Source organism: Paenibacillus sp. J2L1-98, assembly GCF_056269405.1.
In genome coordinates this window covers 228,188-252,018 of sequence record NZ_JBWDNW010000002.1, presented here as the reverse complement: position 1 = coordinate 252,018, position 23,831 = coordinate 228,188, and the positions used below count along the sequence as shown (strand labels likewise).

The 23,831-nt window shown below is 47.5% G+C and carries 19 protein-coding genes; all 19 read left to right on the top strand.

Annotation, left to right across the window (positions count from 1 at the left end):
- The first annotated feature begins 15 nt into the window (after positions 1–15).
- Positions 16–831 (top strand): Fpg/Nei family DNA glycosylase, encoded by an 816-nt coding sequence (locus tag AC0YNZ_RS05840; RefSeq protein WP_475825736.1) that lies wholly within the window; start codon positions 16–18, stop codon positions 829–831.
- A gap of 43 nt (positions 832–874) precedes the next feature.
- Positions 875–1,216 carry a cyclic-phosphate processing receiver domain-containing protein gene (locus AC0YNZ_RS05835; RefSeq protein WP_475825735.1) on the top strand — a complete coding sequence of 114 codons (342 nt, stop codon included), beginning with the start codon at positions 875–877 and terminating at the stop codon, positions 1,214–1,216.
- A 1,569-nt stretch (positions 1,217–2,785) separates the two neighbouring features.
- The gene (locus AC0YNZ_RS05830) at positions 2,786–3,802 is read left to right on the top strand and encodes an SAM-dependent methyltransferase (RefSeq protein ID WP_475825734.1); all 1,017 of its coding nucleotides are present in this window, start codon (positions 2,786–2,788) and stop codon (positions 3,800–3,802) included.
- A gap of 106 nt (positions 3,803–3,908) precedes the next feature.
- Positions 3,909–5,663: a sensor histidine kinase gene (locus AC0YNZ_RS05825; RefSeq protein WP_475825733.1), complete on the top strand. Its 1,755-nt coding sequence runs from the start codon at positions 3,909–3,911 to the stop codon at positions 5,661–5,663.
- Positions 5,656–7,212, top strand: a complete 1,557-nt coding sequence (locus AC0YNZ_RS05820) for a response regulator transcription factor (RefSeq protein WP_475825732.1) — start codon at positions 5,656–5,658, stop codon at positions 7,210–7,212. Before AC0YNZ_RS05825 ends, AC0YNZ_RS05820 begins: the two co-directional genes overlap by 8 nt.
- A gap of 116 nt (positions 7,213–7,328) precedes the next feature.
- On the top strand, positions 7,329–8,666 hold the full coding sequence (locus tag AC0YNZ_RS05815) for an ABC transporter substrate-binding protein (protein WP_475825731.1): 1,338 nt from the start codon (positions 7,329–7,331) through the stop codon (positions 8,664–8,666).
- A gap of 91 nt (positions 8,667–8,757) precedes the next feature.
- The gene (locus AC0YNZ_RS05810) at positions 8,758–9,657 is read left to right on the top strand and encodes a carbohydrate ABC transporter permease (RefSeq protein WP_475825730.1); all 900 of its coding nucleotides are present in this window, start codon (positions 8,758–8,760) and stop codon (positions 9,655–9,657) included.
- A 2-nt stretch (positions 9,658–9,659) separates the two neighbouring features.
- Positions 9,660–10,496 (top strand): carbohydrate ABC transporter permease, encoded by an 837-nt coding sequence (locus AC0YNZ_RS05805; protein WP_110772985.1) that lies wholly within the window; start codon positions 9,660–9,662, stop codon positions 10,494–10,496.
- A 34-nt stretch (positions 10,497–10,530) separates the two neighbouring features.
- The gene (locus AC0YNZ_RS05800) at positions 10,531–11,565 is read left to right on the top strand and encodes a glycoside hydrolase family 88/105 protein (RefSeq protein WP_475826151.1); all 1,035 of its coding nucleotides are present in this window, start codon (positions 10,531–10,533) and stop codon (positions 11,563–11,565) included.
- A gap of 143 nt (positions 11,566–11,708) precedes the next feature.
- Positions 11,709–13,313, top strand: a complete 1,605-nt coding sequence (locus AC0YNZ_RS05795; RefSeq protein ID WP_475825729.1) for a serine/threonine-protein kinase — start codon at positions 11,709–11,711, stop codon at positions 13,311–13,313.
- An 84-nt stretch (positions 13,314–13,397) separates the two neighbouring features.
- Positions 13,398–14,954: an ABC-F family ATP-binding cassette domain-containing protein gene (locus tag AC0YNZ_RS05790; protein ID WP_475825728.1), complete on the top strand. Its 1,557-nt coding sequence runs from the start codon at positions 13,398–13,400 to the stop codon at positions 14,952–14,954.
- 7 nt (positions 14,955–14,961) lie between these two features.
- Positions 14,962–16,173 carry a chromate efflux transporter gene (gene chrA, locus AC0YNZ_RS05785; protein WP_475825727.1) on the top strand — a complete coding sequence of 404 codons (1,212 nt, stop codon included), beginning with the start codon at positions 14,962–14,964 and terminating at the stop codon, positions 16,171–16,173.
- Between the two features lie 124 nt (positions 16,174–16,297).
- Positions 16,298–16,996: a response regulator transcription factor gene (locus AC0YNZ_RS05780; protein WP_475825726.1), complete on the top strand. Its 699-nt coding sequence runs from the start codon at positions 16,298–16,300 to the stop codon at positions 16,994–16,996.
- A complete protein-coding gene (locus AC0YNZ_RS05775) occupies positions 16,993–18,348 on the top strand; it encodes an ATP-binding protein (protein WP_110772990.1) in 1,356 nt (451 codons plus the stop codon). The genes AC0YNZ_RS05780 and AC0YNZ_RS05775 overlap by 4 nt, the downstream gene beginning before the upstream one ends.
- A 28-nt stretch (positions 18,349–18,376) precedes the next feature.
- Positions 18,377–19,237 (top strand): carbon-nitrogen hydrolase family protein, encoded by an 861-nt coding sequence (locus AC0YNZ_RS05770; RefSeq protein WP_475825725.1) that lies wholly within the window; start codon positions 18,377–18,379, stop codon positions 19,235–19,237.
- Between the two features lie 40 nt (positions 19,238–19,277).
- On the top strand, positions 19,278–19,937 hold the full coding sequence (locus AC0YNZ_RS05765) for a GNAT family N-acetyltransferase (RefSeq protein ID WP_475825724.1): 660 nt from the start codon (positions 19,278–19,280) through the stop codon (positions 19,935–19,937).
- A gap of 15 nt (positions 19,938–19,952) precedes the next feature.
- Complete coding sequence (locus AC0YNZ_RS05760) at positions 19,953–20,627, top strand: GNAT family N-acetyltransferase (RefSeq protein ID WP_475825723.1); 675 nt, start codon at positions 19,953–19,955, stop codon at positions 20,625–20,627.
- On the top strand, positions 20,624–21,400 hold the full coding sequence (locus tag AC0YNZ_RS05755; RefSeq protein ID WP_475825722.1) for an MBL fold metallo-hydrolase: 777 nt from the start codon (positions 20,624–20,626) through the stop codon (positions 21,398–21,400). Before AC0YNZ_RS05760 ends, AC0YNZ_RS05755 begins: the two co-directional genes overlap by 4 nt.
- 439 nt (positions 21,401–21,839) lie before the next feature.
- Positions 21,840–23,810, top strand: a complete 1,971-nt coding sequence (locus AC0YNZ_RS05750; RefSeq protein WP_475825721.1) for an endonuclease MutS2 — start codon at positions 21,840–21,842, stop codon at positions 23,808–23,810.
- The last annotated feature ends 21 nt before the right edge of the window (positions 23,811–23,831 follow it).

Genomic DNA, 23,831 nt, shown 5'->3' with positions numbered 1-23,831 from the left:
AAGGAAGAGAGCTTCATGCAGGAACTACCGGAACTGGACATATATCGGGCTTTATTAACGGAGCAATTCGCAGGAGCCCAGATTACCGGTATTGAAATATCGAATGTAAAGGCTTTTCAAGCTAGTGAGGAGCAAGTACAGCGCGACGTAGTTGGAAAAGTAATTTGGTTTGTTGAAAGACGAGGTCTGCATTTATTGCTGCATTTGGACAACGGAAAGCGTCTGCTGCTTCATTTGGGGCAAGGAGCTTATTTGTATAAAGGCAGCGAGACCGACAAACCGACACGCACAGCGCAAGTGAGGCTGCATTTTGGCGATGTCACGTTGTTCTGCTTAGGGCTGCGGGCGGATGATTTGCAGCTTTTAACGGTGAAAGAAGTTGAGGAGAAGCTTGGACGTTTTGGACCGGATGTTTTTGATAAACGACTGACGATCGATCGCTTCATCGCGCGTTTTGCCAAGAAACGCGGAGCGATCAAAACCGCCTTAATGGATCAGAATGTAATTTCGGGTATCGGAGCCGTTTATTCCGATGAAATTTGTTATGCTGCGGCTGTGCGTCCCGATGCAAAAATACCGTTGTTTGAACGTGAAACTTGGGAACGCCTATACGAAGCGATGCATAATGTGTTAAAGGAAGCGATTTCACAAGGCGGAGCTGGAGAGCAGTCTTTTGCCGAAGGGGACAGTTTGACAGGCGGACATCACGGCCATTTTCAAATTTACGACCGTGAGGGTCAAATTTGTCAGCGCTGTGGCGGCATAATCGAGAAGTTAGACATTTCTGGTCGGAAAGCATTCGTTAGTTCAGACTGCCAAAAGGATCAGTGAAATAGCAAGCTTTGAATCTTATGGTTGAACGGGGGATTCATTCATGATTCATGTTTATTTAGATGATTATCGAGTATGTCCAAAAGGCTTTGTATTGGCAAGCAACGCGGAAGAATGCAAGCAGCTGCTTGATCTCGAGACAGTCGGAATTCTGTCTCTCGATTACGATCTAGGCTGGGCTCAGCCTACCGGCTACGAAGTGGTACGCCATATCGTAGAGACTGGTCGTTACCCGGAGCAAATCTACTTACACACGTCGAGTGCAGCGGGCCGCATGCAAATGTACGACATGTTATCAACAAGTGCGCCGGCCGAGACCCGGTTATACAATGGCCCAATGCCGGATGCGCTATTAAATGAAATTGCTGGAAGACCAAAACTTTAAATGAAAAAACTAAACCTTTAAGGCTTTTCGAACCCTCGGGGCCCTCCCTTCCAAGGGAGGGCCCCGAGGGTTGCACCCTCTGAACACCCGCAACTGAACTAACGTAGACGGTGGACAGATGCTCGCGAGCTGCGTTAGTTTAGGAGCGCTTCGTCCCTTTGGGACACGCTTGCATTGGAGGCCGCTAGGGGACCTGAAAGCATGAATAAATTTTGAGGGACAGCGATTAGGTCAAGCTGCTTATAGCGATTGGAGCGGTTTCGTCCTTATGGGACACGCTTTAAGGTGTGGATGGAGATGGTGGGTTCGAATTAGTTGCATTTCATGAAACTATTTGAAGATACACGTGAAAATGTGTTCGTTTAGTTGCGATTCTCGAAACTAAATAGCCAGTTTTCAGATGCTTCCTCGAAATAGCCAGGTTTAGTTTCACGAATTGTAACTAATTCGGCTATAATGCAAGTATTGGGCAAATTAAGTTCACGAATTGGAACAAAATTCAAAGCCATATTAATAACTAATATATCACAACCATAAAAGAGTGCCTCTTAGGGATAAAAGCTCACGAAGCTCAAAAGTAGCATTCAAACACCTTACCACCGAGTTCAGTTGTTCTGGTAACTCAATTGCACCAACTGGTTAAGCGTGTCCCGAAGGGACGCAAGCGCTCCATGCGCAGACGTTTCATTCGAACACTTTACTACCAAGCTTATTACTCAGGTTTTAGGTGTTCATTTAACTCATTTGCACCAACTGTTAAGCGTGTCCCGAAGGGACGAAAGCGCTCCAAGCGCAGACGTTGTATTCAAACACCTTACCACCAAGTTCGTTACTTAGGTTTAGATGTTACGGTAACTCAATTACACCAACTGTTCAGCGTGTCCCGGAGGGACGAAAGTGCTCCAAGCGCAGACGTTGCATTCAAACACCATACGATCAAGCTAGTTACTTAGGTTTAGGTGTTACGGTAACTCAATTACATCAACTGTTAAGCGTGTCCCGGAGGTACGAAAGTGCTCCAAGCGCAGACGTTGCAATCAAACACCATACGATCAAGCTAGTTACTTAGGTTTAGGTGTTCAGGTAACACAAGTGCATCAACTATACTGTGTATCCCGAAGGGACGAAAGCGCTCCAAGCGCAGACGTTGTATTCAAACACCTTACCACCAAGCTCGTTACTCAGGTTAGGTGTTCAGGTAACACAAGTGCACCCATGCAAAGCGTGTCCCACAGGGACGAAAGCGCTCCTACACTAACGCAGCTCGCGAGAGCCTGTCCAACTCGAACGTTAGTCCAACTGAGGGTGTCCAGAGGGTGCAACCCTCGGGGTCCTCCCTTGGAAGGGAGGGTTTGGCTGGGTTCGAAAAGCCTTTAAAGGTTGGTTAGGGGTTCGAAAAGCCTTTAAAAAGGTTGATCTTCAACCCCACAGTGTTCGGGTTATCAATTTATGTTTGGATACAGGTGTACAAGCCCTCATAGTTTGAGTGTAAAAACCCCTTAAGGGGCAAGGGGTGCAAATCTCTTATAGGGACCAAGGGTAATTCATAAACGAAAGAGGTTTAAACACGTGAGTCAATGGATCGGAACAGCAAATCAAACTTATGCACCATATGCAATGGAAGAGCTTCGGAAGTTGATCGAGGGTGCGTCATTTACGCAGCTGGCCGCAGGTGAAGTGTTTTTAATGTCGAGCCCGCAAAATAGAGAAGAGACGCTGCAAGCCATTCGTCAGCAGGAACCGATCTTTTTGCGGCATGTGCAGCCGGTGGACCGGACGATCGAAATTTCCGGAAATGCAAATGATTTAGAGCAATTGTCAGAAATGGTCCGTCATGCCGTGCTGAGCTTTGAAAATAAACGAGTTGGCGTCCATATCAGACGTTTATCCAAATCGGAGTTTGTTTATTCGGCTGCGGATACGAAGGCTGTGATTGATGCGGTGCTGGAAGAGATCGGTGCGGAGCCCGTTGTGCAGCAGCCGGAGATTATCATTGCGATATATGCTGCGGTCAATCAGCTTTATGTTGGCTTTGGTACGCCGCCCGACATGCTGTCGGATTGGCCGGGTGGAGCGGTTCGCTTCCAGCGTGAAGAAGGTCAGGTATCACGTGCTAAGTTCAAGCTGCTTGAAGCGGAGCGGGAATTCGGGCTTAATTACGCCGGGTATCAGAATGCGCTGGACGTAGGCGCGGCGCCAGGCGGCTGGACGTCACTTCTGCTGGAGCGCGGATTGCGTGTAACCGCTGTTGATCCTGCCGAATTACATCCGTCCTTATTGGCCTATCCGACCTTGACCTATTTAAAACGTAATGCTTCGGACGTAAAGTTTAATGCCGGCTCGTTCGACTTACTCGTTTGCGATATGAGCTGGAGCCCTATGCTGATGTGTAAGCTTGTGCTTGATCTGGAGCCTGCCCTTGCGAAGGGCGCTACAGCAATTATTACGGTTAAGCTCATGCACCGGAAGCCGCTTCAAACGATCAGAGACGTCATTTCAAGACTGTCAACCGAATTCACACTTCAAAAAGCGAAGCAATTGTTCCATAATCGCGAAGAGATAACACTGTTTTTGATCAAAAAATAACGAGAGCCGCCCTCACCGCAAGGCAGGGCGCTCTTTTCTTCTGTCTGAAGGTATGTACCTTACTCAACTGGCGATTGCTGTTATCGCTTGAAGGAGGCTTTTTGCGGTGCCCAACTTGAAAGCGCTTTATACAAATTTAAGGATTAAACACAAAATGTTTGTGTTAATTTCAGTCGTTATGCTCGTTGTTGCCGTGCTTGCGATAATTATCCAGCAGTATGCGTTCGATTTTTATGATCAGGAAATTTACAAGCAATCTTCCAAGGCGCTTAGCTTATCTTCACTTAGCATCGAGAACGAACTAAAAAAGATGGAGAAGCTGACGTTCATGTTATCGACGGACTCGACCATCCAAAAATATTTGAGATCGATTAAGAGCGGTTTGTCTGATTACGATAACTATGTCGTTCAATTGACGGTTAAGGAGCGGATGGTTAATATCGGAGCGCTCGATAAATATGTGCTATCTGCGCAGCTTTATGACGTGAACAACAATGAATATGCGGTCGGGGCCAATTCGATTACGGTGTATCAGGATCGTTTGAACGTGTTTAAGAAATTAACAGCGGTAAATATGGGAGGAAATACTTGGATCGCTCCCTACAGCAATGATAAGTCCTTGGTTGCCGCGCGCGAGGTGCGTTCGTTCCAGCAGTTGAAGCTGGATTACATCGGCACACTAGCGCTTCGAATCGATATGGCCAAGCTATTTCATGACTTGGCTAAGGGCATGAACAGTAATGACGCCCAGCTGATCATTATGAAAAACGATGAAGCTGTTTATCCTGAAGCATCGGCATTTCCAATCGATACGTTGTCGGCGCTGCCCGGCGATGAAGGGTATAAGGTTATTCGTTACGAAGGAAAGCCGTATTTCGTTACTTATATCGCATCAACGTATACCGATTGGACTTACTATACTTTAATTCCGTTTGACGATATTTTTGACCGCGTTGCAAAGGTGAAAAATACGATTATTATTATTTTCATCGTATTGTTTGTCGTCATCCTTATCATTGCCGTCGGTTTCGCTAACGGTATTACGGAGCCCATCGAACGATTGAACGCCAAGATGAAGCGGGTGCAGCTCGGTAATTTCGAATATAACGAAGAACCGAACGAGCGAGCGCTGGCGATGGATGAAGCCGGACAAATGCATCGTAATTTCCGTATAATGGTCGAACGAATCAATGCGCTTATTCATGAAAACTATGTGAAGCAGCTAACGATTCGCGATACGGAATTTAAGGCTCTCCAAGCTCAAATTAATCCGCATTTTTTGTACAATACGTTAGAATCGATAAACTGGTCGGCCAAGCTAAACAATCAGACGCATATTTCCCAAATGGTCGAAGCATTAGGCTCATTGCTCAGAACCTCGATCAACCTGAAGGAGCCGCTCATTCCGCTGAGCAAGGAGCTTGACATCATTAATCACTATATCACCATTCAAAAATACAGATTCGAGGAACGGCTGGACTTTCATGTCGATGTGCCCGAGAAGCTGCTGTACTGCAGCATTCCTAAGCTTTCGCTGCAGCCGCTAGTCGAGAATGCGATCAACTACGGGCTTGAACAAATGATTGACACCTGTATGATAAAAATTCATGCTTATGTGGAGAATGAGCTGTTGTTCATCGCGGTAGAGGATAACGGTCCGGGTATGGAGGAGCAATTTGTCACACTGCTATTGAGCGGGCAAGTGAAGCCGAAAGGCTCGGGCTTAGGCTTGAAAAATATTGAGGACCGCATAAAGCTACTTTACGGCGATGCATATGGTCTGAAAGTCGAGAGTGAGCTAAACGGAGGCACGAAAGTCACGCTGATGCTTCCTTACGAAATGAGGGATTCTGATGTATAAGGTGCTGCTTGTAGATGATGAGCGAATAATTGTTGAAGGTATTTCGCGCAAGGTGAATTGGAATGCGTATCACACGGAGCTGGCGGGAACAGCTCGGAACGGACTTGAGGCTATGGCTTTTATAGAAAGCCATATGCCGGATATCGTCATTTCGGATATCAAAATGCCAGGCATGAACGGGCTGCAGCTCGTCGAGAAAGTATCCGAGAAATACCCCCACATCGCTTTTATTTTGTTATCAGGCTTCAGTGAATTTGATTATGCCCGTTCTGCGATGCAATTTGGCGTCAAGCACTATTTGCTGAAGCCATGCAATGAGAATACGATTACCGATGCGCTGACCGAGGTCATTGCCGAGCTCGAGAAGCAGCATACGCAAGAAAGCTTCATGCTCAATATTCAGAAGGAATTGTCCAAGGTGCTTCCTCATGCGAAGGAACAGTTTCTGAAGGAGCTAGTAACAAATAAAACCTATGGTCAACGCGATTGGGACGACTACGGAAACCTGTTTCATATTACGGTAGAAAATGATAAGGTGCAGCTGCTTTTGTTTCAAATCGAGGGACAATTTGAATTTGAGCATATGTTCGCTGTCAAAAACATTGCGCAGGACGTGCTCGGCAAATCGATTGTGCTCCTCAGCACGACCATTGGGAAGCATGTGCTGCTGCTGATTAAGGAGATCGTGGAAGCCGATGATTTATTTGCACGGCTGAATGAAATTAAGCAAACTTTCTCAACCTACTATAAGCTGGACGCTACTGTGGCGGTTAGCGAGGCCGGACAAATTATAAATGCCCGCAAAATGTACCGCGATACGCTGGAATGCTTAAACTACCAGTTTTATTTGGGAGAAGGCAGCATCATCACGCAGAAGGATGTCGAAAGAGGCGACAGTAGCGCCCATAAGCCTTTCTTTTACGATGAAGAGCCGCTTTGCATGCATGTAAAATCGGGAGACTGGTCGTTTGTGCAGGCTGAGCTGCATAACTACTTTACATTGCTGGCTGACAGCCGGATGGATACCCATCTGTCTATGTCTTATGTCATTCCGCTCTATATATCGATTGTACGGCAAGGAAATCCGGAGGAAATTAACGACTACTTAAAAAAGATCGCCAGCTTCGATCAATTTTTTACGCTGCGTGCTACCCAGCAATTCGTGACCGAAAATGCAGAGAAAATTTGCTTGAACAACTTTCAAACGCATACGAAGAAACATTCCTCCATTATTCATAAAATGATTCAAGTGATTGAAGACCATATTTCGAATCCGGATTTATCGCTTAACTGGGTAGCGAGCGAGATTTTGTATATGAATGCCGATTATTTAGGCAAGCTATTCAAGAAGGAAACGGAAGAGAAGTTCTCTAACTATGTCATGCGTTTAAGGATGGACAAGGCGATGGAGGAAATCGAAAAAACCGGCGATGTGAAGGTGTTTGAGCTTGCCGAAAAATTCGGGTTCGGAGACAATCCGCAATATTTTAGCCAGGTATTCAAAAAACATACAGGATTCACCCCATCGGAATACAAAAGGTCGCCATAATGGCGACCTCTGTTTTTTTAACAAAGAAAGCGGTTTTTTTAATTCCGACAATTCGACATCGGGCCTATAATAAGGCTTGTAAACAACATTAAAGAGTCTGGAAGGGGCGTAACACAATGAAAGCACCGAAAAAAATGCTTTTAATGCTCATGGCTTTTGCACTCGTTCTCGTAAGCGCTTGCGGCGGCAACTCAGGTAATGGAAATACAGCTAACTCCACCAACAGCCCGAAATCGGGTAATGAAGTAAAAGAGGATACCACGGACGCCAAGCCGGTCACTCTGCGTATCGCCTGGTGGGGCGGTCAGCCTCGTCACGATTACACGATGAAGGTTATCGAAATGTACAAAGCAAAAAACCCGAATGTAACGATTGAAATGGAATATGCGAACTATGATGATTACTGGAAAAAGCTAGCGCCTCAAGCGGCCGCGAACGAGCTTCCTGATATTATCCAAATCGATACGCAAAACTACTCGCAATATGCAGGCAGAAATCAACTCGCTAATTTGACTCCTTTCCTCGGGAAACAAATCGACGTGAGCGATATTAGCCAAAATGCGATTGACGGCGGTAAATTGGGCGACGGTCTATACGGTATTAACCTTGGCGTAAACGCCCTTGGCTTCAACTACGATCCGGCTCTTCTGAAAAAAGCAGGCATTGATTCCATCCCTGAAAACTTCACTTGGGATGACTACGTTGAATTGGCCGGCAAAGCAAAAGCAGCAGGTCTTTACTTCGATAACGGTATGCGCGCGGAAGTATTTTTCGGCTACTACCTCCGTACATTAGGCAAAACTTTGTTTAATGCAGACGGTACCGGTCTTGGCTATGAAGACGATAAAATGTTCACGGATTTCTTCGGAATGCTGGCTAAACTGGTTATTGACGGCGCAGTACCTTCACCAGACGTGCTTGCTCAAATTAAAGGCGCGGAAGACAGCCATCTCGTACTTAATCAAGGCATTGGCGTATGGCAATGGTCCAATCAATATGTCGGCTTGCAGCAGGTTGCAAACCGTCCGCTAGCGATCGCTCCAATGGCTGGTCCTAATATGGAAAAAGGTCTGTTCTTGAAGCCAAGTATGTTCTTCTCCGTTTCTGAAAATTCGAGAGTAAAAGAAGAGGCAGCTAAATTTATCAGCTTCTTCGTAAATGATATCGAAGCTAATAAGTTAATTTTGGGCGATCGCGGCGTTCCGGTTTCGGCTAAAGTAAAAGAAGCGCTAAAAGAGGTTTCCACTGAAGCTCAAATCCAAGTGTACGACTACGTTGCCTGGGCTGAAGCAAACAGCTCTCCGATGGATCCTGCAGATCCGATCGGATCTGCTGAAGTGTTCAAATCGTTGACCAGCCTTGCAGAGCAAATGAACTACAACAAAATTAAGCCGGAAGAAGCTGCAAAGAAATTTAGAGACGAAGCAACCGCCATTCTTAAGAAAAACAAGTAATAAAACTTGGTCAGATGCGATGGTTGGTCGGCAGATCGGCCATCGCTCTTTCATAACTGGCACGTATGTCTTCGTATAGGAGTTGGATAAGATGAAATCGCTATCACTTAAAAACAACTTGATCGGTTACACGTTTATTGGCCCATTCGTTATCGGGTTTCTAATATTCACATTGATTCCAGCAGCGGCATCGTTATATTTTTCGGTTACGGATTATGATCTATTGTCGACACCTTCCTTTATCGGATTCGAGAACTACCAGTCGATGTTTACCGATGACTCAAAGTTCTGGGCATCGCTCAAAGTAACCTTTCTGTACGTATTTATCGGTGTTCCGCTTAGACTAGCCTTTGCTTTGTTTATCGCAATGATATTAAATACAGCCTCGAAAGCAATCGGGTTATATCGGACCGTTTATTATCTTCCTTCTATTATTGGCGGCAGCGTTGCAGTATCCATTATGTGGCGCAATCTGTATGGCGACGAAGGAGTCATAAACATTTTTCTGAATGCGCTCGGTTTAGATAGCGTGAGATGGTTTGCCGAACCGGCAGCTGCGCTCTGGATGCTCATTACGTTGTCGGTGTGGCAGTTTGGTTCCTCGATGCTTATTTTTCTGGCAGGCCTCAAAAACATTCCGCCGGAATTATATGAAGCATCGAACGTGGACGGAGCCGGTTCGATTATTCGTTTCTTTAAAATCACACTGCCTATGCTCAGCCCGATCATCCTGTTTAATACGATCATGCAGACAATCGGAGCGTTTATGACATTCGTTCCTGCTTACATTATTTCCAAAGGGGAAGGCGGTCCGTTAGACGGTACGCTGCTCTATTCACTTTACTTATTCCGCCAAGCATTCGTCTATTTTGATATGGGTTACGCATCAGCAATGGCCTGGATCATGCTCATTATTATTGCGATTTTGACGGGATTATTGTTTGCCACATCCAAAAAATGGGTACATTACGAGTCGAAAGGTGGCCATTAATAATGATATTAAAAAAACTGAAATGGCCTATCTACCATATCTTTGTCGCCGCACTCGCATTAGTGATGGTTTATCCGGTATTGTGGCTGCTGATGAGCTCGTTCAAGCAAAGTAATTTGATCTTCGCAACGGCGGATTCGCTTATCCCTCAGCCGTGGATTTGGGAAAATTACAAAATCGGTTGGATCGGAATCGCAGGCCAATCATTCGGCAACTTTATTATGAACTCGCTCGAAATCGTTATTTTGTCAACGATTGGCGCTGTATTATCATCGGCATTTATCGCATTCGGCTTTGCAAGGCTTAACTTCACGGGCAAAACGTTCTGGTTCGGCATTATGATGGTGACGCTCATGCTTCCGCATGACGTAGTGCTGGTACCGCAATATATTTTGTTCGCCAAGATCCACTGGCTTAACTCCATCAAGCCGATCGTTATACCGCAGTATTTCGGCATTCCGTTTTTCATTTTTTTGCTCATCCAGTTCATTCGGACGATTCCAAATGAGCTTGACGAAGCAGCGACGATCGACGGATGCGGAAAGTTCCGCTTGTTTTTCCGGATTATATTGCCGCTGGTCGTACCGGCGCTTGCCACTGCTTCTATTTTCTCGTTCTACTGGCGCTGGGAAGATTTGCTCGGTCCGGTTCTTTACTTGAACCGTCCCAGCTTGTACCCCGTATCGATGGGACTCAAGATGTTCCTCGACAGCGATACAGTCTCAAACTGGGGAGCGATGTTCGCGATGTCGATCGTCAGCTTGATTCCGGTGCTCGCAATATTCTTTGCTTTTCAGAAGTACATCGTTGAAGGTATTAGTACAAGCGGATTAAAGTAGAAAATTATTTGAATCAGGGGAGAGGAAGATGGAAATGCCGCAGCTTCAATTTGACGAGAATCATATTCGGGACGTTATCGATCGTGTAGTAGACCGTACATTTCGAATGGACTTTAGCTGGGATTGGCCGGGAGGAGTCGCTTTCTACGGAGTGGCTGAAGCCTATGAAGCAACGGGAAACGAGCGCTACATCAGACTGCTGCAGGAATGGGTTGACGAGAAGCTGGAAGACGGACTGCCCAAGCTCTCCGTTAACGGCGTGTCGATTGGACATGCGCTGATCTCCCTTTATAAAGCAACCGACAATCAAAAGTATTTGGATGTTGCCATTCAAATGGCTGAGTATTTAAAACATGACGCGGTACGCTTCGCGGACGGAATTTTCCAGCATACCGTAAATTCGGAAACGTATAATTTCCCTGAGCAGGCATGGGTAGATACGATGATGATGGCTGGCTATTTCCTCGTGCGGATGGGACATTTGCTGGATCGCGCCGATTATTTGGAAGATGGACTTAAGCAGTATCACGGCCACGAGCATTTTCTGCAGGATCCTGTTACAAATTTGTATTACCACGGCTGGGATAATATCGCGCAAAATCACATGTCCTCCATCTTCTGGGCACGAGGCAACTCATGGGCTGCGCTTACGATGGCTAAGGCTTTGCCTCATATTGCCGTTCAGCATCCGTCGTTTATGATCATCGAAGGTTCGATGCGCGATCAGCTAAGCACACTCGTTCGACTGCAATCAGACAATGGATTATGGCATACGGTTTTGAACGACGATACTTCCTACCATGAAACTTCGGGATCAGCAGGGATAGCGACTGGCTTGTTCGCTTTTGGTTCCTTGTACAACAAATACATTCAACGGTCGATTGAAGGCATTTTAAGTCAAATTACCGAGGATGGCGCAGTGTTGAACGTATCCGCCGGTACGGCTGTCATGAATGATCTGCAAGGCTATCGCGAAGTGGCGCATAAACGCGTTCAAGGCTGGGGGCAAGGCTTAGCTCTAGCGTTTCTGGCAGAGCTGCTCAATTCCAAAAAACGTATATTTTCATAATTCACCTGATTGTTATAATGAACAAAAATATGTTAAAGTAGCACTAATAAATATAAAATCAGGAAAGCATCCTGATGCCGTTTGCAACGATACAAACGGCGTCGGGATGCTTTTTTCTTTGTTCAAGCTTGGGAGGGAAAAGCATGGAAAGCGCAGAAAGGCTGTTTGCGTCTTACCGGAATGGAACGGTGCTCGGCGGACGTTACCGAATCGTTGGCATTTTAGGGCGCGGCGGTATGGGGGTTGTGTATGCCGCCGATGATTTGAAGCTTGCGGGTAAGCTTAGAGCGGTAAAGGTGATTGTGCCAATGCCGGGAGGAAGCGGCAGGTATGCCGGTGAAGCGAATATGATGATGAAGATTAGCCATCCTCATTTGCCGGTTATCGTCGATTATTTTCCCCCACATGAGGGGGGCTGTGAGGCGCTCGTCATGGAATATATAGACGGCCACACCATTTCCGATCTATTTCAAACAAGCTTTGCGGGGCTGACGTTTATGCAAATCGTCCATATCGGTTTACAGCTATGCTCCGCGCTCAGCCATTTGCATAGTCATACGCCGCCTATTATCCACCGTGACCTGAAGCCGACGAATGTTATGATCGACAGCAAATGGCATGTAAAGCTGATCGACTTCAGTATTTCTCGTCAATTCAAAGCAGGACAGCAGCAGGATACCGCACAGCTTGGAACAGTTGGCTTTGCAGCGCCGGAGCAGGAGGGGACAGGCCAAAGCGATGAACGGACTGACATTTACGGGCTTGGTGCGCTCCTTTACTTTATGGCTAGCGGCGGTATCATTTATAAGCGGACAGATGGAAGCAGAGGAGCGCATGAGCCGCTCACGCAGTTGCAGAACGATATTCCGAATGGATTCAAAGTTGTTCTGAGCCGTTTGCTGCAGCCCGATCCGCAATTTCGATATCGGTCCATGCTTGAGGTAGAGGAGGCAATGAAGCCATTTTTACCGCCACAATTACCCGATGATCCTTTACTTGCGAAAAAAAATATGCGGCGTCCCCAGACCTGTCGAATGCTTATTTGCGTTCTGTCTTTAGCTCCGGGTGCAGGAGCAACCTTTCTATCGCATACGCTTGCAGCATTGCTAGGGCAGCAGGGCATAGCCGTTACGGCAGCCGAATATGAACATGCGAGGCCGGAATGGCATGCTTGGTTATCGGGACGTAAGTGTCTAAGGAAGAACGGGATAGCGCTGGACAAACGTTACGTTCATTATAAAGAAGACGAGCTGTCTGTGAATTGGTTTTCGCTTTTATCCGAGCAAAACCCCGAGTCAACGCATGATGAGCAGCGATTTGAACAAATGCTTCGGCATGCAGGAGGATTGGTCAACCTGATCGATTTATCCGGCAACTGGCTTGAACCGGATGCGCTCCAGCTGCTGAAGCAAGCGCAATTTGCGTTTGTTGTTGGCGATCCCTCAGTCGCTAAATGGCAAGCGGGTGAGCTAAGACAGCTTGGTTCCATAAGGCAAGAGCTGCAAGCGTCGGGCGGGAAAATGAAGTTTATCGCGAATAAGGATCTTTCTTTTCGCGGCAGAAACGAATGGTTATCCCTTTTCCCGGAGCGGCCGCATGCTATTGTGCCAAGACTGCCAGAGGAGACCATGCTGACGCTGCAATGGAAAGGCCGATGGGCTGCGGACGACGCGCGTCTATGTAAGCGGCTGAATCAAGCGCTGCTGCCTATTTTAAAGCTCCTTTACAAGGAAATAAACACAGATTGACCGTTTTTGTGGTACAATGATACGGGCAAATCGAGTAATTTGCAGTTTTGATTAAGGTGTATACATGAATGGAGATAAAGACAAATGAGTTTGTTAACAGTTGAGCAATTATCACATACGTTTGGCGACCGCGTATTGTTTAGAAATGTATCTTTCCGTTTGCTGGAAGGTGAGCATGTCGGGCTGGTCGGCGCGAACGGTACAGGGAAATCCACGTTAATGAATATTTTGACAGGCAAGCTGCTGAAGGACGAAGGCAAGGTGGAATGGACGCCACGCGTTCGTTACGGTTACTTGGACCAGCATACGAAGCTTGAAGCAGGCAAAACAATCCGAGACGTTTTGAAGGATGCGTTTTTGCCATTGCTCGTATTAGAAGAGGAGCTTAACCGTATTGCTGCGCAAATGGGCGATGCCGATGCAGATACGCTGGATCAGCTCTTAGTACGTATGGGCGAGATTCAAGAGGAGCTTGAAATTGGCGATTTTTATTTAATCGATGTGAAGGTCGATGAGATGGCAAATGGTTTAGGTCTTAATGCGATCGGTCTTGACCGCGACGTTACGGCGCTTAGCGGCGGACAACGGACGAAGGTTCTGCTCGCCAAGCTGCTGCTTGAGAAGCCGGGCGTCCTATTGCTCGATGAGCCTACGAACTATTTGGATGAAGAGCATATTAACTGGCTGACTAATTATTTGAAAAATTACCCGTATGCCTTTGTTCTTATTTCTCATGAAACGGGCTTTATGAACCAGGTCGTCAACGTTATTTATCATCTTGAATTTACGAAGATGACGCGTTACTCGGCCAATTATGAGAAGTTTCTTGAGATGTCTGAACTAAACAAAGCGCAGCATATCGACGCCTACGAGAAGCAAAAGGATTACATTAAAAAACAAGAAGATTTCATCCAGCGCAATAAGGCGCGTGCTTCAACCTCCGGCCGCGCAAAGAGCCGCGAGAAGCAGCTTGACCGCATCGACCGCATCGACAAGCCAGAGGAGGCACCCAAGCCGACCTTTAACTTTAAAGAGTCCAGAACGAGCGGCAAGACCGTATTTGAAGCCGACGGCATGGTTATCGGATACAATAAGCCGCTGCTGCCTGAAATGGATATGGTGATCGAGCGCGGCGATAAGATCGCAATCGTTGGCTGCAACGGCGTTGGTAAATCCACGCTCCTCAAGACGATTCTTGGAGTTATTCCACCGCTGGAAGGCAAGACCTATCTTGGCGATTATTTATCTCCTGCTTACTTCGAGCAGGAAGCTAAGGCTCCAACGATGACTCCGCTCGAAGACGTATGGGATGAGTTTTCTTTTATGAACCAGCATGAGGTCCGGGCAGCGCTTGCCCGCTGCGGCTTGAAGAACGAGCATATTACACGCGCGCTGAATCAGCTTAGCGGCGGAGAGCAGGCAAAGGTTCGTCTCTGCAAGCTGATGATGCGCGAAAGCAACTGGATTTTATTCGATGAACCGACGAACCATTTGGACATAGTCGCCAAAGCGGAATTGAAACGGGCGCTTCAAGCCTACAAGGGTACAGTCGTACTCGTCTCTCACGAGCCTGATTTTTATGAGGATTGGGTAACGAAAACGTGGGATGTAGAAGCTTGGTCGATGCAAACCCAGAGGTGATGGATGAATGAATCGGCGAGGCTTTAGCCTGGCGGCATTGTGGGAAGTGTTTTGGACCGCATGCAAGCTTGGACTGACCTCATTCGGCGGGCCTATCGCTCATATCGGCTATTTTCGCGATGAGTATGTCGTACGGAGAAAGTGGCTTAATGAACGGGCATTTGCTGATTTGGTAGCGTTATGCCAATTTCTTCCCGGACCTGCCAGCAGCCAGCTTGGAATGGCGATCGGGGCGGGGCGTGCAGGAATAATCGGCGCGATTGCGGCGTGGATAGGTTTCACACTGCCGTCAGCCATTCTCATGACCGCTTTTGCCTTTGGTACAGATGTCATCTCACTTTCTCATGCTGGTTGGCTTCAAGGCTTAAAGCTTGCTGCCGTTGCGATTGTGGCTCAAGCGGTGTGGAGCATGTCGAGATCATTAGCGCCGGACCGTTTGAGAGGAACGCTCGCGCTTGGCGCAGCGGGCATGGCCATTTTGCTGCCCGGCATGTGGGGTCAGCTTTTGCCGCTTTTGCTATGCGCAGGAATCGGATTCTTGCTGCTTAAGCCGCAAGAGGAAACAGCAAACAGGGTGAATGATCAGAGTATGCCGCAGACGACAGGCCGCGTTGCCGCTGTATGCATGCTTGTACTGTTTTTTCTGCTCTTGTTTCTGCTGCCGCTCTTAAGCCGCTGGACCGGATCGGCGTTATTATCCTTTATCGATGGTTTTTTCCGCGCTGGCTCACTCGTATTTGGAGGCGGGCATGTCGTGCTTCCGATGCTGGAAGATGCTTTTCTTGGCACTGGCGTGAACCAGCTAACCAATGACCAATTTATGTCGGGCTATGGTGCGGTGCAAGCGGTGCCTGGTCCATTGTTTACATTCGCAGCTTATATTGGCGCTGCGGTTCAGCAGGGACCCATGCGTATTATTTATGCATGCATAGCACTGGTCGCTATTTTTCTGCCAGCGTTTCTATTATTGATTGGCGCATTGCCGTACTGGGAATCCCTCAAGCAAAATAGAGCTGCGCAGGCTGCACTTAAAGGAGTGAATGCCGGGATCGTCGGCATCCTTCTAGCGGCCCTATACGATCCAATATTTGTAGATACGGTTAAGACATCCGTTCAATTTGTGTTTGTTATTGTGATATTTATTTTTTTGCAGCTATGGAAACGTCCACCGTGGCAAGCTGTCTTACTCGCGGCAATCGCCGGTCTACTTTTTCTGTAGATCGGCTTGCTTGCATTTGTGAAACGTCTTCATTATGATAAATTTATTCGTTCTCGCGTAAAGAACGTCGTTATTCCTTAAACAGAAGGGAATATTTACAACTGGAAGCAGGTGAACCTCTAAGATGAAAGAACGCATTCTTGTCGTAGAAGATGAAGCGGGCATTTCCCGGATTTTGCAGCTTGAACTGGAGCATGAGGGCTATACGGTAGGTACGGCCGCCGACGGCCGCACCGGTTATGAAATGGCTTCTACAGGAGATTGGGAACTGGTTTTGCTTGACGTTATGCTGCCTGGGATGAGCGGCATTGAAGTGCTGAGATTGCTGCGCCAAGCAGGCAATCCGGTTCCGATTATATTATTGACTGCACGCGATACCGTGCCGGATAAGGTTAGCGGCTTCGAGCACGGCGCCAATGATTATATTACGAAGCCTTTTGCGATGGAAGAGCTGCTTGCACGCGTGCGAAACATATTGCGCATATTCCAGCAGTATCCGCGTGAAGCTGAAGGTTCTGACATGATAAAAGTAGGCGATCTGACGATTGAGCTGCGCACGCGCAAAGTCTACCGGAAAGATATATTAATCGAGCTGACGCCGCGTGAATTTGAGCTGCTTGTTTATCTTGTAGAAAACAAAAATGATGAAAAATCGCGCGAGGATATTTTATCAGAAGTTTGGGGCTATGATTTTATCGGCGAAACGAATCTGGTTGATGTTTATATCCGCTATTTGCGCCAGAAGCTGGACAAGGGCTACCGCCATAAGCTTATTCATACAGTACGCGGAGTAGGCTATATGATAAAGGAGCCGGACGCATGACACTGCGCAAACGGTTTACGCTTTTTACTATATTTTGGTTAATCTTCATTTTGATTCTGTTTAATATTTTCGTTTACTTTTACGTGATCAAAATTACAACGGAAAGCGAAGAAGAGGTTATTGCGAATAAGGTGAATCTCATGCTTGAGAATCCCCGAATTCAGAGTGGTCGAGGACTGAATTATCCGGAGCTGCTCAATGAGTATTACAACGTAAACGAAATGATTCGCATTATAGCGCCTAATAACAGGGTCGTTAATATTACGGGCTCGAACGAGCTGCTTCAGGAGCTGCCAGCTGCCTTCGAGGCACATCATCACACAGGGATGATTACGAAGGGCGGAGAGCGTATTATCTTTATGCGCGTACCGCTTTATGACGGGAATCGCGTTATCGCGATGCTTGAAGTTAATCGAATATTGGACGAGCTGGACAATTATTTGCAGGTGCTGGTTGCCGCGCTTAGCGTGACGAGCGGAGGAGCTATTTTGTTCGCTATATTTGGTACGTATTGGTTTACTTCCAGATTAACGGCCCCTATTCAGCAGATGGTTAATACGATGCGGGAAATTGACCGGAGCGGCAAACTCAGACAAATCGAGCTGAACAGCCGCGAAGAATCCGCAGAGCTGTTACAGCTTGTTCGCGCTTTTAATCAGATGATTGAGCGTCTTGACCGCACGTTTGCCAAGCAGAAGCAGTTCGTAGCGGATGCCTCTCATGAACTAAAAACGCCGCTTACGGTCATCAGCAGCTATGCCGGGATGCTGAAGCGATGGGGACGCGATGACGAGAGCTTGCGCAATGAAGCCATCGAGGCCATCGATAAGGAAGCCAACCGTTTGCAAAATTTAACGAAATCGATGCTTATGCTTGCCGAGGCCGAGCAAGAGGATTGGCTGCGTCAGGAGCTGTTCGATGTCGTCCAGGTCGTAGATGAACTAGCAACGATGCTGCAAACAACCTTCGGGCGTCCGATCAGGGTGAAAGCGATGTCCAAGGTCGTTCGAATGGTTGGCGACAAAGATAAAATCAGGCAGCTTTTGGTCATTTTGCTGGACAATGCGATTAAATATTCGAAAGAGCCGATTGATGTGACGATTTCTCTTGTAAGACATATCGTCAAAATCGAGGTCAAGGATAAAGGAATGGGCATACCGGAAAATGAAATTCCGCATCTGTTCGAGCGCTTTTACCGTGTAGATGGCGCTAGAAGCCGCGCAACCGGCGGCGTAGGGCTCGGATTGTCTATAGCCAAACGAATCGTTGATTTGCATGAGGGAAAGGTCGATGTATTTAGCTTGCCTGATTTAGGCACGACGATCACCCTGCAGTTCAAGCAGCGGAAATAATAACGGTTAGTAATGGAGGCTTAGGCAAATGAAGTTTCGTACGGCAGCAGTACAATATAAGCTTGCTGATATTGGCTCGTTTGAGCAATTCGCCGAGCAAGTGACGCATTATGTGCGGAATGCCCAGGAATACGGGGTGCAATTCATTTTGTTTCCCGAGTTTATGACAACGCAATTAATGTCGATTGGCGATGGGCAGGGCGTAGCGCTTCCTATTGAGCGGCTGCCCGATTTTACTGAGGACTACTTGCAATTATTTCGCTCGCTGGCAGAAGAATATGCTGTATACATAGTCGGAGGCACCCATGTTATTAAGGATACAGACGGCAAACTTCGCAATGCCGCGCATCTCTTTCATCCTGATGGCAAAATCGACGTTCAGCACAAAATCCATCTTACGCCTTCCGAGGTAGAAGGCTGGAGCATGTCGCCAGGTGAGACGATCGAGGTGTTCGACACCGCATTCGGAAAGATTGCGATGTTGACCTGCTACGATATCGAATTTCCGGAGATTGTACGGATGGCCCGCGCGAAAGGGGCGGACGTTATTTTCTGCCCTTCCTGCACGGATGACCGGCACGGGTTCTATCGCGTCAGATACTGCTGTCATGCCAGGGCCGTTGAAAATCAAGTGTATATTGTGACAACAGGGACAGTAGGCTCTCTGCGTAAAGTGGATCTTATGCGTGCGAACTTTGGTCAGGCAGCGATCATTGCTCCGAATGATATTCCTTTTCCTCCGGCAGGCATATTGAGCGAAGGGATCATTAACGATGATATGCTCGTTGTTGCCGATCTTGATTTGGCGCTGCTGGAGGATGTGAGAGCGAAGGGCTCGGTCACGACCTGGCGCGATCGCCGCACTGATTTGTATCCGGATTGGAAATAACATTCATAAAGGCAGGAACTTTTCAGAAAGGCGGGCGGCGATGCGCAAAGAGCTGTACTTGATTGTTGACGGAAAGCCGAAAAAAACCGTCATACGCAATTATAATATAGCAGATTTCGAGGCTTTGATTGACGTACAGCGGGTAAGCTTTCCCCCGCCTTTCCCGGAGGAGCTTTGGTGGAATACGGATCAGCTGACCGAGCATGTTTCACGTTTTCCAGAAGGAGCCCTGTGTGCGGAAGCGGACGGCCGCATCATTGGCTCGATGACCGGTCTTATAGTCGATATGAATGATTATAGTCATTCGCATGACTGGGAAACCATTACCGGCGGCGGATATATTCGCAATCATAATGTTAATGGAGATACGCTTTACGTTGTAGATATTTGTGTTATTCCGGCTTATCGTAAGTCTGGCATTGGCAAGTGGCTTATGCAGACGATGTATGAAACGGTTGTGCAGCTGGGCCTCCGTAATTTGCTTGGCGGAGGACGAATGCCTGGTTATGGCGCGCATGCGCATGAGATTACGCCTGAGGATTATTTGGATAAGGTGCTGGAAGGCGAATGGAAAGATCCCGTCATTACATTTTTGCTAAGGTGCGGCCGTATGCCCGTAGGTGTTGCCCATCATTATTTAGAAGACGAGCAGTCGAATAACTGCGCAGCTATCATGGAGTGGCGCAATCCATTCAAATAAAGGAGATTAGCTCTTATGCTCATTTATCATCGTATTACTTCGATTGACGACCGTTATTTTGGTCCTTTACATAAGCTTCTTCAAACGATTTTCCCGCCGGAGGAAGTGCTTGCTTACGAATTGTGGCGGGAGCCGCTTGAGGATCCTGAAATTCATGTATATGTGGCCATTCATGAAGGGGAAGTGGTCGGTTCAACTGAATACCGCTATTACCCTGAACTGCGGGTAGCCATGACTGACTTCACAATTATAGGCAAGCCTTCTCTTGGTATCGGGCGTTTTCTTCTTCGCAACCGGGAGCGGGATTTGCAAAAGCTCGCTGCACAATCAGAGACAACGCCGATTGGCATATTTGCTGAAGTATATGATCCATATCGTGCCGAAGAGCATGCGTTCGGCGGCGTATCGCCGATGAATCCTTACGTTCGCCGCGAGGTGCTGTCTCATATCGGCTACAAGCGCATTCAATTAAATTATGTTCATCCGTCATGGGATCATGAAGGACAAGCAGTGGCAGAGCTGGATTTATGCTTCCTGCCGCAGGACGAGGAGCAATCATCAATCGACGCTTCTCTAGTTGCTGAATTTATAGAGGGCTATTATTCAGCGCTCCCGAATAAGCCGGTGGAATGGATCCGCATGATGGAGAAGATTCGCGCATCGGAGACACTGGAGCTGCTGCCGCTATGACAAGACTAACCTTTAGAGGAACCGGGGATTCCATGAGTGTGCCACGAATATATTGCGACTGCGGCGTATGCATGGAAGCTAGGGATACGGGTGTCAATCGGCGTCTAAGATCATCCGTGCAAATCGAAGATCAGGATGCAGGTACGATTTGGATCGATTGCGGGACGGACTTCGCAAAGCAATTAGAAGCCGCAGGTTTGCGGACGGTAGATACGCTGCTGATTACTCACGCGCATTTCGACCATATCGGCGGATTGGTTGAATGGGCGGATGCTTGCCGCTGGCTTAAGACGAAAGGCCAAGCTTTTGCTCCGTCGGAAGTAATTCAAGCGATTTTAGACCGTTTCCCATGGCTAAGCCAGCATATTCATTTCCAATCATTCGATCAGCCGATCACGCTAGGCAAATGGCTTGTTTCCAGCTGGCGCGTCAATCATGGCAAAAACGGTTATTCTTACGCATTCCGCTTCGAGCATTTAGAAACGGGACACAAATGGGTATATTGTTCCGATTCCATTGATTTGACGGAGCAGCAGCAGCAGCCGCTGGCTAACCTTGACTTGCTTGTGCTGGGAACCAGCTTTTATCATGAACCGTTTCCTTATGAAACACGTTCCGTCTATGATGTGCTTGAAGCGATCGAGCTGGTTAAGAAATGGGGACCAAAGCGGACTATTCTCACGCATATGTCGCATGATATCGATCTTAGAAAAGATTACGAGCTGCCGGAGCAGCTTGGATTTGCCTATACAGGCATGAGGATAAATATTTAAGCATAACTGATAGCGTGAACAATGCTTGACAATACGCTTGTCTTTTTTGTACATTAATGAAGTAACCTTTAAATTATCCATATCAAGGCTAAAAGGGGAAATTTTAATGTTTGCTGGTGTCCTTAACTCATAAATTGGATATGGTCAGATGAACGATGGTCTTGCGGTCAAGTCCGGTGCCAATGCGCCGAGCGGCAAGGCTTTATTTCGTGATCTGACGCCAAGAGTTATGGACATGAGGATTTCCGCCTGAAGCTATTCGACAGCGGCCCAATCACCGTGCTCTCGCAGCACGGTTTTTTTATATCCGTTTTCATATTAACGAGTCACGTTAATATGAAAACGGTATTGGAGCATGTGTCGATTAAGACAGGAATGGAACGCGCCCGCGTTCTGTTCCTGTCTTTTTTTATACCCAAAATCAGAGGAGGCTGTAAAGATGAATGAAGCATCATGGAGAAGGTTGGAATTTGACAAAATAAAGGCTGTTGTTGTGAGCTTTACCGTATCGCCTGCCGGCCGGTTGCTAGCAGAGCGGCTTGTTCCCAGCACGAATTATCGTCAAGTTGAATCCTGGCTGCAGGAAACGGCGGAGGCTGCCGAATTGCTGGTGAGCGGCGCAAGCATCCCGTTATCCGCAATGGAGGGAATCGATCCGTTCCTGGCGCTGCTCGGTAAAGGGAGAATTTATACCGAGCAGGAGCTTGAACAATTGTCTGTATGGCTAATGTCTGTTATGCAGATGAAAAAGTATATGAACAGTAAGCGCCATATTGCGCCTACGATCGCGGCATATGCCGAATCAATGTATGATTGTCCTGCGCTTAGGGAGGAGTTGAACCGCTGTATCCGGTATGGGCTGATTACGGATCAAGCAAGCGCCGATCTTGCCTACATTCGCAGACATATTTACGCTAGTGAAGATAAAATTCAAAAGAAAATGGAGCAAGCGTTGAACAAATATCGATCTTCTCTGCAGGAGCCGGTTATCAGCAAGCGGCGCGGCAGATTTGTAATCGCCGTGAAAAGGGAACTGCGCAAACAAGTGCCTGGAACCGTCTGGGATGAATCCGCAAGCGGGCAGACCTTGTTCGTCGAGCCCGCCGATGCAGCAGAGCTTCAAGTAGAGCTTCAGCAATGGAAGGCCGCGGAGGAGCGGGAACGCACCGTTATATTGGCCCGATTGTCCGAGCTTGCGGGATCGTTTTCCATCGAGCTGAACCGAAACGTGGAGGCGATGGCCTCGTTCGATTTCATTACCGCACGTGCGAAGCTGTCCCGTTCTTATGATGGTAACAAAATCAAGCTGTCAGAGCAGCCGGTCATTCGCCTCGTAGGCGCTCTCCATCCTTTACTCGGGCCAAACAGCGTACCGCTGCATGTTGAACTTGGCTATGGCTGGAAACAACTAATTATTACGGGTCCGAATACCGGAGGCAAAACAGTGACTTTGAAGATTATTGGCTTGTTTGTTCTAATGGTGCAATCAGGACTGCTTGTGCCAGCCGGGAAGGGCAGCGAGATCGGCGTGTTTGAGCATGTAATCGCGGATGTTGGCGACGGCCAAAGCTTGGAACAATCGCTCAGTACGTTCTCCTCTCATATAACGGTACTCAAGCACATGCTTCAATCTGCCGGCCCTAGAGCGCTGCTTCTGCTGGATGAATTGGCAGCAGGCACCGATCCTACAGAAGGCATCGCGCTTTCAATCGCGTTATTAGAGCAGCTGCTGAAGCGAGGGGCATTGGCGGCGGCTACGACACACTATAATGAAATCAAAGCTTTTGCCGCCCGCACAGCAGGCTGCCAAAACGGAAGAATGGCGTTTGACGCGGAAACATTAAAGCCTCTTTATCGTTTAGAGATAGGGGAAGCGGGAGATAGTCATGCATTTGCGATCGCTAGGCGCTTTGGCTTGCCGGAAGAAGTCATGCTGCGAGCGGAGCAGCTGTTAGAGCGGAAGAAGGATCATCCTTCAAATGAATTCGTAACGGATCTTCAAGCCAATAGAATGGACGGTCATGAGCTGTCATTAGCATTAAACTTAGATCTAGGGCCAGATGCTGGCGGTGCCGCAAAAGCTGAGGAAGAAGTGAAAGCAGTCAAAACCGCAGCTAAGCCGTTTGAAAAAGGTGATGCCGTATGGATCTACCCGTTAAAGAGAATGGGTGTCGTGTATCGCCCTGCGGATGAACGAGGAAACGTTATTGTCCAGGTGCAGGGCCGGAAGCTTACCTTTAACCGTAAAAGGATCAAGCTGTATATTGCCAAAACAGAGCTATATCCGGATGATCAGTATGATTTGGATATCGTATTTGAATCAAAGGAAAATAGAAAAGCCCGCAAGCTGATGAATCGCAAGCATGTGGAAGGTCTGACGATTGTTACGCCGGAGAAAGATCTTTATTAGCTGCTGTATGTAAAGCTCCTT